This is a genomic window from Pseudomonas sp. BIGb0558, assembly GCF_024807515.1.
In the GTDB taxonomy this organism is placed as follows: Bacteria; Pseudomonadota; Gammaproteobacteria; order Pseudomonadales; family Pseudomonadaceae; genus Aquipseudomonas; species Aquipseudomonas yamanorum_A.
In genome coordinates, this window is sequence record NZ_JANUEW010000010.1 from 43743 (window position 1) to 56895 (window position 13153).

The window sequence follows — 13153 nt, forward strand, 5'->3', positions numbered from 1 at the left end:
CGTCAGAATTCGCCTCATGCGGTAGCCAGCTTTCGCGGCTGTAGCGATCGCCAAGAACAAAAATTAGGAGAAGTAGCGTGACATTAGAAATTGACGTGAAGAACCCGCGCACAGGCACCGTTGACTATCGCATTGCTCGCTTGTCAGAGACGGATTTCGACACGGTTTGCCAGGAGCTACGCAGCGGGCAAAAGACATGGTCGAAAGCCGGACTGGAAGCTCGGGTGAAAGTGCTTCTTCAATGGGCCGATGCGATCGAAGTCAACGCAAATCTCATCGGCTCTGCCGAAGCCTTGGATACTGGGCGGCAGCGGTTATCTCACGAAGTCCCGCACATGGTGGTGGGTTCAATCCGTGATTGGTGTGCAAAAGCGCCGCACATCTTCGAGTCCGCACAACGTACCGGCACGTCAGTAATCAATGCTAATGTCGTGTTTGAAACCCAACTGGTGCCGTATGGCTTGGTGGGTTTTATTACGCCGTGGAACCACCCCTTCCTTCTGTCAATGATTGACGCCATCCCGGCGTTGCTGGCCGGTTGCGCAGCGGTTATCAAGCCCAGCGAAATTGCTCCCAGGTTTATCGAGCCGGTTATGGAAACGGTGCGTCAGTTTCCTGAGCTGGCGGCTGTGCTGAGGTACGTCGCGGGAGACGGCGCAACAGGGCAGGCACTGATTCAGCGGGTCGATGCCGTGTGCTTCACCGGCAGCATCAAGACTGGTCGTTTGGTGGCAGAAGCGTGTGCACGACGGCTCATACCGGCGTTTCTCGAGTTGGGTGGCAAAGACCCCGCAATCGTCACCGAGCATGCGGATCTAGAGCGTGCGGCCACTTCGGTTCTTCGCGGGTCGGTATTCGCCATGGGTCAGATCTGTTTTTCGGTTGAGCGGGTGTATGTCCATGAGTCCGTTTACGACGATTTCGTTGCTTTGTTGGCGGGCAAGTCGCAAGCGCTGGAGCTTGCGTACCCAGACCCAGCGCATGGGGATTTGGGCCCGTTTATTCTCGCCAGCCAAGCAGCGATCGTTGATTCCCACATCGATGATGCGGTATCGCAGGGCGCGAAAGTCGTAACCGGTGGCAGAAGTGAAAACCTGGGTGGCGGCCACTACATGCGAGCGACGGTTATCTCTGACGTAACGCACGACATGAAGTTGATGACCGATGAGACCTTCGGGCCGGTTACTCCCGTTATGAAGTACCGCACGGAAGACGAAGCGGTCGCGCTGGCCAACGACTCCGTTTATGGCCTGTCAGCGGCAGTCTTTGCCGGTAGCGAAGAAGAGGCGATGCGTATCGGCCAACAGATCGATGCCGGCGCTGTGGCCCTGCAGGATGCGGCCATCACGATTTACATCCTTCGCGACGCGGAAAAAATGTCTTTCAAATCATCTGGAATTGGCGGGTCTCGCATGGGCCCTAACGCGTTGCTGCGTTTTGTCCTTCGCAAAGCTTTGGTGACCAACCGGGGCGGGGTCGCCGACCTGCGCGATCTTGCCGAGCATCGGCGCTGAAAGTTGTAGTCGAGTCCGTATCTGGCTGTTGCAGCCTCTACTTATCAGGTGATTAACGTGGTCGCTTATATTCAACATGTTGGCAGGATCCGATTTGGCTGTGGCGCGTTGGCCGAGCTGGCTAGCGAGCTTCAATTGCTGAGTATCTCTCGGCCATTACTCATGCTGGACGACGGCGTATGCAAAGCCGGTCTGAAGGTAAAAGTGTTTGAAAGCCTACCGCTGGGTGAGCAAACCCCAACGTTTAGTGATTGCCCGAGCCATCCCTCTGAGGACGCGGTGCTTTCGGCATTGCGTGTTTACCAAGACGAGAATTGCGATGGCCTGATTGCCCTGGGCGGCGGTGCGGTTATCGACCTGGCCAAGGGCGTCGCGTTGATGGCGACCCACGAGGGCAAGTTGGCTGACTATGCAGTGGGGAGCGCGCGAGGGGCACAGATTGGTCCCTTTGTCGCGCCGCTGCTTTGCATCCCCACCACTGCCGGCACCGGTAGCGAGGTGGGACGCGGCGCGGGGATCGCAATAGGCTCTGGTGGCGAAAAAGCGATCTTTATGAGCGTAAACCTGGTGCCAAAGGTCGCGCTCTATGACCCGGATCTCACCCTTACGCTTCCCGCGCGGCTGACTGCCGCGACCGGTATTGATGCGCTGGGTCATGCAATCGAAGGGTATCTCTCACCGGCGGTGAACCCGCCAGTCGATGCCATTGCACTGGACGCTATAGAAAGGCTGTGCCGCAACCTGGGCACAGCTGTGGCCAACCCTTCAGATCGCGAAGCTCGTTCGCAGGTGTTGATGGGCGCTATGGAGGGGGGCATGTGCATGTGGAAAGGGTTGGGCTGGGCTCATGCGCTTTCCATTCCTCTGGACACGTTCAATTTGCACCACGGCACGTTGATCGGCTTGCTTCTCCCTGAAACCCTCAAGTGGGCTCGGACGGTTGTCCCGGAAAAGTTCGAGCGCCTTGATCGTGTCCTGGGAGGACGCTGCGAGGACATCGTTTCGGCGCTCGTATCGGAGATCGGTTTGCCTCGTACGTTGAGTTCATTGGGCGTGCCCTTCGACGCGTTGCCCGAAGTCGCCGAGGCAGCCACTAAAAGTGTCTTTAACCGGACTGCACCGTTACCCGCCGAAGCACCTTACTTCCTGGACCTTTTGCACAAGGTCTACTGAACACACTGCTTTTGAATCGTACAGGCCTGAATGGCTGCCGCCGTAAGGCGAGCAGTCGTTCAGAGGAGCTCATAATAAAAATGCCTGATCAAATCAAACACGGCCCGAACAAACACGACAACAGCGAAGACTGGCGCTCGGCGATGTTCGCCACGCCCGACGTCGACTTACGCGCCTCGCCAGACGGTAGCCTCTACCTCACTTCACGCCGCATTTTGAGTGCGCGCGTACGCACGGTCGTCGACTGGCTGGAGCAGTGGGCGCATGACACGCCAGCCGCTGTATTTATTTCCGAGGCGATGTCGAGCGGACAGCGTCAGGGCCTGTCGTACGCCAAAGCGTGGCATGACTCAGGGCGACTTGGCGCGGGGCTGCTTGCAATAGGGCTGAAGCCCGGAGATCGGCTTGCTGTATTTGCACCTAACGGTATCCGCCATATGCGCATCGCACTGGGTGCGCTGCGTGCTGGAATTATCTATGTGCCCATTGCAGCCCAGTATGCCGCGCTGGGTGGGGACAAGGAGAAGCTTGCCAGTGTGCTAGAGAAGCTTAAGCCAGCAGCCGTTTACTGCGACAGCTTTGCCGATGCCCCTTTGGCGGCGAGGGCGGCACGGCTGGTAATCGAGGGCGATGCCGGTTTGGCGCAGCTGTTCGAAGCTGCCGATGGTGTCGACGATCCAGACATCGCCTGGCTTGACCCGTCTGCGCCAGCAAAATTGTTGCTCACCTCAGGCTCCACTGGCCAGCCCAAGCCGGTTCCCTATAGCCACGCCATGATGACGGACAATCTTCTGGCAACCCTGGACGTCTGGCCATTTGTGCTCCGCCGCAAGCCCGTTTTAGTGGACTGGCTGCCTTGGAATCACGCGTTTGGCGGCAATAACAATGTCCACATTGTCCTGTCGCAGGGCGGCACTCTGCATATTGATGAGTCCAGGGGCAAGCCGGAGCGTTTCGACCTCCATGTGCAGAACCTTCGCAGGTTACAGCCCACCTTTCACGGCGCTGTGCCGTCGGGTTGGGCAGCCTTGTTACCGGTGATGGAGGCTGATGACGAGTTTCGCCAGGCGTTCTTCGGCAATCTCGATGCAATGTTCTCTGCCGGTGCGGCAATGGCGCCGGACATTTTCACGCGCTTGTGCCGCAACTCAGCAGCCGTGCGCGGTTTACCGGTGCCCATTCTGACCGGATGGGGTGCGACCGAAACAGGCCCCGGCGCCACGCTTGTACATGCGCCAAATGCTGAGCCCGGCTGGATTGGAACGCCCTTGCCGGGCGCCGAGATTCGCCTAAGCCCCAGTGGGGATAAGTTTGAGCTGAGTGTGCGCGGGCCAAGCGTCATGCGCGGTTATTGGGGCGCTAGCGCCAGCGCAGCAGTCGATGAAGAAGGTTTTTATCGGACGGGCGATGCAGGCCGTTTGGTTGACCCCGAACGCCCAGAGCTCGGTCTGCGTTTCGAGGGTCGGCTAGCTGAAGACTTCAAGCTTGAAAACGGGAGCTGGGTGAATGCCAGCGGCCTTCGGCATGAGCTGCTTAGGCGCGCCGATGGTGCCTTGCACGATGTGGTGATTCTTGGCGCCGATCAGGCGTATATCGCCGCGCTGTGCTGGGTCGCGCGACCCATCAGGCTGGACGATCTGTTCGCGCAGCACAATGCCGAACACGCCAGTCCCACCAAGCGTATCGAACGCTTCGCCATTCTCTCTCCACCGCCCTCGACTTCTGAGTTGACACCGAAAGGTGAACTGGATCGAAACGCGTTGCGTAAAAACCGGCCATTTGAAATCGAGGCGTTATTCAACGCCAAGGGGGCAAGCATGATCGAGGTTGATCAAGGTAAGGACCTCGCCGAACACGTAGGCGCGGAGCTGGGCGTCAGCGATTGGGTACTCGTGGATCGGGAGTTGATCGCCAGCTTCGGGCGGACTACCGGTGATACCCATTGGGTTCACATGGATGAGGAGCGCGCTCGACGCGAAACGCCTTTTGGCGGGGTGATTGCGCATGGCTTTTTGGTGTTGTCGCTGGTGACGGGGCTCTCTACACAGTGTTTCCGGGTGAAGAGGGCAGAGCGCTGGCTTAACTACGGGCTGGACCGAGTCCGGTTTCCCGCGACCGTCGCCGCCGACGCCCGCGTACGTTTGCGACTGACACTGGTTGATATCGGTCAGCAGGCTGGCGGTACGCGTTTGCAGCTTGGCTGCGTCATTGAAATTGAAGGTGGCACGCGCCCGGCAGCGGTGTGTGATTGGCTCTGCATTGTGTTCGATGGAGATGAAAAATGAGTGCGCAGAGGTTTGAAAGTGTAGGCCAGGAGAACAGCTTTCTTGGGCACGTGGGCGGGATCGAGCGAGCGATATCCGAAGGTGTTGTTGAAACCAGACTGCGGATACAGCCCCATCATCTCAACCCCAATGGGTCGGCGCATGGCGGCGTTTTGCTAACCCTTATGGACATTACGCTGGGCATGACGGTCGAGGCATTTCTGAAGTGCGATAACGGCCGGCATCCTGTCACCATTCAGTTGAACAGCAACATGATTGCGCCAGCGCATTTGGGCGCGACCGTCATCGGACGGGCCAATGTCGATGGCAGCACCAGGACCATGAGTTGGGTGAGCGCAAGCCTGGTTTCAGACGGCATCACCTTAATGACCGCCACCGCTGTATTCCGTAATCCCCCATCTGCCGAACGCGCTGCTTAAACCAGCGCTTCGAGTCGAGACCGATAACAACAACGCGCTGCCCATGAGCACCGCACCTACCGAATAATAAGGAGATTAAGGTGACTACCTTAGCGAGCATTCAGCCCCGCACAGCGGGCAAGTTGACGATTGGCTTGTGTTTCTTAGTGGCGTTGCTGGAGGGGCTGGATCTTCAGTCGATCGGCGTCGCGGCGCCCCGTATGGCGCGCGAGTTTCACTTGACCCCAGGCGAGCTTGGCTGGGTTTTTGGTATTAACGCGTTAGGGCTATTGCCGGGTTCCGCGATTGGTGGATGGCTTGCTGACCGCATTGGCCGCAAGAATATGTTGATGCTGGCGGTAGCCTGGTTTGGCATATTTTCCATCTTGACCACTCAGGTCTGGAACCTGGACAGCCTTCTGGTTGCGCGGTTCTTGACCGGTTTGGGCCTGGGTGGCGCGATGCCTACCCTCATTGCCTTGTGCTCGGAAACCACGCCACCGGAGAGACGCGGTACCGTGGTGGGGGCGATGTACTGCGGCCTGCCGTTCGGCGCTGTGTTTGCCTCTTTGATAGGAATTATCAGCAATGCCGAAGATGCGTGGCGGCACATCTTCTACCTGGGCGGAATCGGCCCACTGCTCACGCTGCCCTTGTTGGCACTGTTCCTGAAAGAGTCCAACCAATACATCAGCGCCAGTGAGAAAGGTGGCGTCCAAGCGTCGGGGGCTGTCGTCGACGCGCTATGGAAAGGTGGACGCGCTAGCACAACACTCGCTCTATGGCTTAGCTACCTGTGCACGCTCATCGTTCTCTATTTCCTGATCAACTGGTTGCCTACCCTGGTGCTCTCTCGCGGGCTGACGCCGCTGCAAGCCAGTAGCGTTCAAATCATGTTTAACATCGGCGCGGGTATCGGTGCCATTTCCATTGCCGCTCTGTTTGACCGGTCAAGCAAACGCGTGGTGGTTATCGCCACCTATATCGGCGTAGTGATCGCGCTTCTGGCGCTCGCCGCCGCCACCAATGGTGTGGCGATGGCTGCGGGTGGACTCTTTGCAGGTTTGTTTCTCACCGGCGCGCAGTCGGTTTTGTACGCGCTGGCCGGCACGGCTTATCCAGTTGCCGTGCGCGGCACGGGGATTGGCGCGGCAGGGGCGGTGGGTCGGCTCGGATCGGTGATCGGGCCTTTGCTGGCGGGCATCCTCTTAGGGCAGGGGCAGAGCGGGGTAATGCTCGTGGCATCCAGTGTCTTGTTGATCGTTTTTGCGGCAGCCGGCCTTCTGAGGGCTAGCCGCAATATCTTCTCGTAAACGCGTTTCGGTTATCGCTTCCACAGTTACCCTGTCACCGCGGTGACCACTCCCAATAACCCGCCACGAGCTTTTCGTGGCGGGTTCATTTCCACGCTGAGAATGCCCAGCGCTGAGGGTCTTATGATCCTTGCCTCCCAACGTATTCCATCGCTTACGCGCCAAGAAAAATTAGCTGTCGTTCGGGCATGGTTCACCTGCACGAAGCAGCTTGAGCCACTGAAAGAGCCAATTGGCAGGTAGCCAAGCACCGCTAGTGTCGGACCGCGACAGCGCGACGTTCTTTGCGATAAGTGTTCGGGTCGATTGCTCTATGCACACAAAAAAGCCCGCAGCCATTGAGGCCCGGGCTTTTGCGTAGTCTTGGTTAAAGCGCAGGTTGCGGTCTGCGCCGCTATCCCGTTGGCGCTTACCAGAGTTTCAGAGGGTAATCGAGGTAGAACCGGGTTTCGGTGAAATCACGGGAGAAGTCGTTGTTATACGTGGCCTGGCGAAGGCGAACATTCAGCCCTTTGAATGTGCCGGACTGGACCAGGTAGTTCAGCTCGACGTCGCGTTCGTTCTCTTTGGAAGCAGCCGGGTTGTTTGCCAACGTGATATCTCTACCCCGTAGATACCGCAATGTTGCTCCGAGGCCGGGGACACCATAGCTGGTAAAGTCGACGTCGTATCGAAGTTGGGTGCTGCGTTCTTTTGGATTGACGAAGTCCGCTGCCTGTGCGCCTTCTGAGTTGACGTTGACGTCTGTCCCCGCGATGTAGGGCATTGCCGAGGATCCATTTAGCTGCATATAGCCCAGGCCAAACGAGTGCGCGCGCCATTTGTAGGTGAACATGGTGCTCAGCGTGCGGTTGTCTACGGTGCCTGCTTTGGAGGCGCCATCCCCCGTGCTGTCGAGGAAGCGTATATCGCTTTTAAGCTTGCCTTCGCCCAGTGGCATTGTGTGCAGCAATGCCACGTATTGCTGACGATACAGGTCATCGAGCTCGGCGTAGTAGTAGGTGCCGGTGAGATGGTCATTAAAGGCGTAGTCGGCGCCCGCGAAGCTGAACGAATCGGATAGTCCGCTGGGGTTGAATCGCCCGTTGAGGCTGCTGACGCCCATGCGTTCTTCGTCGGTTGAGTTGCGCAAAATAATACGGTCGACGTTGCCCGCGTGCAGGGTCAGGCCGGGTATTTCCTGTGAGCGCAGGTAGCCGCCTCGGAAGGTTGGAGGAAAGAGCCGTGTGGTAGTAATGGCCAAAATCACTGGGAGTAACGGTTGGAACGTCCCCACTTGTAGGTCGGTTGAGGAATATCGGACTTTGGCGGCTACTCCCAATTTGCTGTACTCGTCGGCCGGCTCCCGGGTCACCGCATCAAAAGGCAATAGACCTGTTCCGCTTCGGCCTGCGCTGGAGTCCAGTTTGATACCGCCCATTGCCAATACATCAAGGCCAAAGCCGAAGGGGCCTTGGGTGTAACCCGAGTTCATGCGCAGGATAAAACCTTGCGCCCACTCCCTGGCCTCAGACGGGCCCGTCCCATTGGCATAGTCCCGGTCGAAATAATAGTTGCGCGAAAGCAAGGTGGCTGAGCTGTCGCTCAGCAGGTCGGCCGTCGCAGGTAGACATACGCCGACGGCGAGCACGCCGACGAGACGGCGATCAATGCGTTTCATAGCTGTTGTACTCCGGTGTTTTGTTTTTATTATTGGAATGCCGTGCGCAGACGCACGGGTGTAGCAAGGCCCCCCTGGCGAGGGCCGTGAAGTGATTACCTGTTGAAAATGAAGGGGCGGTTCGCAGCAGGGATGTCCACCGCTGCTGGGTCAAAACGTCTCGTCGGTCGCTAGCGTTTGAGCAGGTCCAGCGCCACATCGACGATCATGTCTTCTTGGCCGCCGACCATCCGTCGTTTGCCCAGCTCGACCAGGATGTCGAGGGTTTTCAGGCCGTACCGGGCGGCGGCGATTTCGGCGTGGCGCAGGAAGCTTGAGTAAACGCCGGCGTAACCGAGTGCCAGCGTTTCGCGGTCTACACGCACGGGCCTGTCCTGCAGCGGACGGACGATGTCATCGGCGGCATCCAACAAGGTGTATAGGTCAGTGCCGTGGTTCCAGCCCAGGCGCTCAGCGGCGGCAATAAACACTTCAAGTGGAGCATTGCCCGCTCCCGCGCCCATGCCTGCAAGGCTGGCATCGATGCGGTCGCAGCCTTCTTCAACGGCGGTGATGGAATTGGCCACGCCTAGCGACAGGTTGTGATGGGCATGCATACCTGTTTCGGTGCTCGGATCTAGCACCGCCTTGAATGCACGGAACCGGTCGCGTACGTCCTGCATGCTCATCGCGCCGCCGGAGTCGGCCATGTACACACAGGTCGCCCCGTAGCTTTCCATCAGCTTGGCCTGCGCGGCCAACTGCTCGGCGGGGATCATGTGACTCATCATTAGAAAACCGACGGTGTCCATCCCCAGCTCGCGGGCATATTCGATATGTTGTTTCGATACGTCTGCTTCAGTGCAATGCGTGGCGATCCGTACTACACGCGCACCGGCACCGTAGGCGGCCTTCAGGTCATGCACCGTACCGATTCCCGGCAGGAGCAGCGTAGCGATTTTGGCTCGACTGATGACATCGAACGCCGCTTCAATCCATTCCAGATCGGTGTGCGCGGCGAAGCCATAGTTGAAGCTGGAGCCTTGCAGCCCGTCGCCGTGTGCGACTTCGATTGAGTCGACGCCGGCTTTATCCAACGCGCGGGCGATGTCCTGAACATTCTGAATGGAGTACTGGTGACGGATTGCGTGGCTGCCGTCGCGCAGAGTGACGTCACTGATGTAAAGCTTGTTGGCAGTTTTGAATGTCATAGCCGTCTCCTCAGGTACTGAGCATCGACAGCGCCATGCGCTCGGCTGTGGCCAAGGCTGCGGATGTCATGATGTCGAGGTTGCCGGCATAGGCCGGTAGATAGTGGGCAGCGCCTTCGACCTCGAGGAAGATTGAGGTTTTCAAGCCGCTAAACGTCCCCAGGCCGGGAATTCGCAAAGGCGCGCTGGGTGGGATGAGTTCGAACTGCACGTTCTGTTTAAGCCGATACCCAGGCACGTATGCGATTACGGCAGCGGCCATTTCTTCAATAGATGCTTGGACGTGCGCCTGGTCGGCGAGGGCGGACAGCACAAATACTGTGTCTCGCATCATCAAGGGCGGTTCAGCCGGGTTCATCACGATGATGGCTTTACCCTTGGTGGCCCCACCGATCACTTCGATCGCTTTGGAGGTGGTTTCGGTGAACTCGTCGATGTTGGCGCGAGTGCCAGGCCCTGCCGATTTGCTGGCGATGGAGGCGACGATCTCGGCGTAATGCACCTTGGTGATACGCGACACGGCTGCAACCATTGGAATGGTTGCCTGCCCGCCACACGTGACCATGTTGACGTTGAGTTGCTCGAGGTTCTGCTCCAGATTCACCACCGGCACGCAGTAGGGACCAATGGCCGCAGGTGTCAGGTCGATCAAACGAATGCCAGGTTTTACTGCGCGCAGAAACGCATCATTCTTCACGTGCGCGCCAGACGAGGTGGCATCAAAGACAAAATCGATGTGTTGGAAAACGTCCATTTTGGACAGCCCCTCAACCCCTTCATGGGTGACTTGCACTCCCATACGTTGCGCTCGGGCCAGACCGTCGGATGCCGGGTCGATGCCGACCATCACTGCCATTTCCAAGTGCTTTGCGTTGCGCAAAATCTTGATCATCAGGTCGGTACCGATATTCCCGGAACCCACTACGGCGACTTTTAGTTTTTTCATGGTTGTTGCCTCACTTGTGCGCTGGCCACGGATCTCTCGGCACTAAAATTCACGCTGACTCGGCCTACGCCGTCGATCTCAGCCTCGAATCGGTCACCCCCAGCCACCGCCACCATGGGCCCCAATGCGCCGGTTAAGATGATGTCCCCGGCGCGCAGCGGATCGCCCAGACGAGCGAGGGTCCGCGCCAGCCACGCAGCTGCATTCAATGGGTGGCCGAGGCATTCTGCTCCACTACCGCTGGACACCAGCTCACCGTTGCGGGTCATGCGCATGCTGGCTTGACGCAGGTCTAGCCCGTCCAGGCGCCGGGCCGGGCCGCCCAGTACAAACGCGCCGCTCGATGCGTTGTCTGCCACGGTGTCGACGAAGCGAATGTTCCAGTCCTGGATGCGGCTGCCGACTATTTCGAGTGCTGGCATAACCCAACCAACGGAAACTGCTACATCAGCAAACGTGGTGTCTGCAAAGGGCAGATCACGCTCCAGAACCAAGGCGATCTCGGCTTCTATTTTTGGCTGCAGGACGCGGCTGGCAGACACGGTCTCGTTATCGCCGTAGCACATGGCCGCGAATAAGGTGCCGAAGTCCGGCTGATCCACCCCCAGTTGCTGTTGTACTTTTGGGTTGGTCAGACCAATCTTGCGACCCACAACACGGCCGCCATTGGCGACAACGTGAGCCACGTTGAGGCGCTGAATGGCGTAAGCCGCATCGGCATTGTCTTCGCCGATCTGTTCGCGCAGCGGCGCAATCGCTTGGCGGTGAGCGTCCGCGTTACGCAGGTCAGCAGCGAGCTGATCGAGTTTTTCTTGAGCAGGGTGCATGTCGGCCTCGATCATCAGTGGGTCAGGAAGTCCAACACCAGGCGGTTGTACGTCTCGGCGTGTTCCCACTGAGCCCAGTGGCCGCAACGGTTGAACACATGCAGTTGGGCATCCGGTAGGCCGGCCAGCAGGCGCAGGCCGGTGTCCATGGGCACGAACCGATCTTCACGGCCCCAGACGATCAGGGTTTGGGCTTTGATCTCGTGCAGGCGGTGGCTGACATCGGGGAATTGTTTGGGGTTCAGCGTGCTGCTTTTGACAAAGTTTTCCAGGTGTTCCTTACGGGCAAGAATGTTGTCCAAGCGCGTCTGGAACAACTCTTCAGTCATGCTGCTGGCGTCAAAGACGAAGACGGTCATCATCTTCTTCAGGTTCTCAATCGTGGGATCGCGATACAGCGCGCCGATCAACTTGATGCCCTCGGTGGGCTGCGCCACAAAGGCACTGTTGCCGCCTGTACCGCCGCCCATCAGCACCAATTTGCCAATGCGTTCGGGGTAGTCGAGCGCGAATGCCACCGTGGTGTGGGCGCCCATCGAGTTGCCTACGATGTGCACCTGGTCGAGGTCTAGCGCATCAAGTAAACCCTTGAGCGCTTGTGCGTTGAGATGCGAGCGCGAGCCTTCGCTGACGATTGGATCGCTTTTGCTCCAGCCTGGGCAGTCCATCAGAATGACGCGGTAACCGGCATTCACCAGCGGCTCAATGTTGCGGTTGAAGTTGGCCCACCCGCTTGCGCCAGGCCCGGAGCCATGGAGCATCACTACGGTTTCAGTGCCTTGGCCTATGTCGTTGTAATGCAGTTGCAAGTCCAGCTTGCCCTCACGGATACGTACCAGGTGGCTGGTGGAGGACTCAGTAAATGCGGCGGAAGTCATAGGGGTTCCTTGTATTCAGAAGTGACTGTTCACGGGGTGGGCGCCAAGACCGGCGAAACCGGCAATCCATTCAGGAATAGGGCGGTAGTAGCGCCCCTCGCACTCGTAGGGACCGAAGGCTGATAGCGCGGCGAAGGCGCAGACCCACGTCTTGACCTCGTGAGTGGACTTGCCGGCCAGGGCCGACAGCTCATCGTTGCCCAGGGCATCGAGATTGCTCAGGCACCCTTGCTCCAGGGTGTCAAGAAACTGCTGATCCCACGTCGGATTGAGGGGGTGCAGACAGTTCTGGTCTTCAATGAAATGGTGGGCGGCCTGAATGACGCGTTTCTGGCGTGCATCACGCTCATCAGCCGACAGATTTCGGCCACTGCCCATCAAGTAGTCGGCCATGGTCGCGTCCACATGGGCCAACTCGGGCACTGGCGGTTGGTGAGACAAACCGCCGGAGGCAAGAAACAGCACCCGTTTATTCAGAGTACGTGCCCACTGTCCGAGGGCTTCGCCAAGCAAGCGGGCACGCTTAAAGCGGGGCAGGGGGACTGCAACTGAGTTAATGAAAACTGGAATGACCGGGCAGGCTTGCAACCCGCCCAGCAGCGACTCCAGGGGTTGGGCGAACGCGTGGTCAACCTGCATGCGGTAAGACACTGCGATGTCGATACCGGCATCGAGCAACGCACCAGCGCAGTTCTCGGCTAAAGCTTTGGGGACGTCCAGCGGTCCGGCAGGCGTACCAAAATCACCAATTGAATGGGCGGCTACGCCTATACAAAACGCCGGCATAACGTCGTAGAAAAAGCCGTTGTAATGGTCGGGCCCCAACAACACGATCAGTTCTGGATCGAAACGCGCAATTCGGGCGCGGGCCTCGCTGATCATGTCCTCGACTTCCGCGAGCACCTCGGGTGCCGGATCGACGTAACCCACCAGTGGCGTGTGCGACAGGCACTGCAGATACACACTCAT

11 protein-coding genes are annotated in these 13153 nt (G+C 58.6%); 5 read left to right on the plus strand and 6 right to left on the minus strand.

Translation table 11 applies throughout. The annotated features are described in order from the left end of the window. Positions 1-77: 77 nt before the first annotated feature. From M2400_RS14500 to mhpT, 5 genes are all read left to right on the plus strand, one after another. A complete protein-coding gene (locus M2400_RS14500) occupies positions 78-1514 on the plus strand; it encodes an aldehyde dehydrogenase family protein (RefSeq protein ID WP_259196449.1) in 1437 nt (478 codons plus the stop codon). Positions 1515-1571: 57 nt separating this feature from the next. After that, entirely contained in the window at positions 1572-2687 is a 1116-nt protein-coding gene (locus tag M2400_RS14505) for an iron-containing alcohol dehydrogenase (RefSeq protein ID WP_259196451.1), read from the plus strand. 80 nt (positions 2688-2767) lie between these two features. Then, on the plus strand, positions 2768-4972 hold the full coding sequence (locus tag M2400_RS14510; RefSeq protein WP_259196452.1) for an AMP-binding protein: 2205 nt from the start codon (positions 2768-2770) through the stop codon (positions 4970-4972). Next, the gene (locus M2400_RS14515; protein WP_259196453.1) at positions 4969-5391 is read left to right on the plus strand and encodes a PaaI family thioesterase; all 423 of its coding nucleotides are present in this window, start codon (positions 4969-4971) and stop codon (positions 5389-5391) included. The genes M2400_RS14510 and M2400_RS14515 overlap by 4 nt, the downstream gene beginning before the upstream one ends. 80 nt (positions 5392-5471) lie before the next feature. Further along, entirely contained in the window at positions 5472-6683 is a 1212-nt protein-coding gene (mhpT, locus tag M2400_RS14520) for a 3-(3-hydroxy-phenyl)propionate transporter MhpT (RefSeq protein ID WP_259196454.1), read from the plus strand. Positions 6684-7092: 409 nt separating this feature from the next. Here mhpT and M2400_RS14525 read toward each other — a convergent pair whose 3' ends face one another. The 6 genes from M2400_RS14525 to M2400_RS14550 form a co-directional block, all read right to left on the minus strand. Next, complete coding sequence (locus M2400_RS14525) at positions 7093-8343, minus strand: OprD family porin (protein ID WP_259196455.1); 1251 nt, start codon at positions 8341-8343, stop codon at positions 7093-7095. Between the two features lie 170 nt (positions 8344-8513). Further along, positions 8514-9533, minus strand: coding sequence for a 4-hydroxy-2-oxovalerate aldolase (gene dmpG, locus M2400_RS14530; protein WP_259196456.1), 1020 nt, complete (start codon positions 9531-9533; stop codon positions 8514-8516). Between the two features lie 10 nt (positions 9534-9543). Then, complete coding sequence (locus M2400_RS14535; RefSeq protein WP_259196458.1) at positions 9544-10479, minus strand: acetaldehyde dehydrogenase (acetylating); 936 nt, start codon at positions 10477-10479, stop codon at positions 9544-9546. Further along, complete coding sequence (mhpD, locus tag M2400_RS14540) at positions 10476-11306, minus strand: 2-keto-4-pentenoate hydratase (protein WP_259196577.1); 831 nt, start codon at positions 11304-11306, stop codon at positions 10476-10478. Before mhpD ends, M2400_RS14535 begins: the two co-directional genes overlap by 4 nt. Positions 11307-11320: 14 nt before the next feature. After that, complete coding sequence (locus M2400_RS14545; protein WP_259196459.1) at positions 11321-12184, minus strand: alpha/beta fold hydrolase; 864 nt, start codon at positions 12182-12184, stop codon at positions 11321-11323. 15 nt (positions 12185-12199) lie between these two features. Then, positions 12200-13153, minus strand: coding sequence for a 3-carboxyethylcatechol 2,3-dioxygenase (locus tag M2400_RS14550; protein WP_259196461.1), 954 nt, complete (start codon positions 13151-13153; stop codon positions 12200-12202).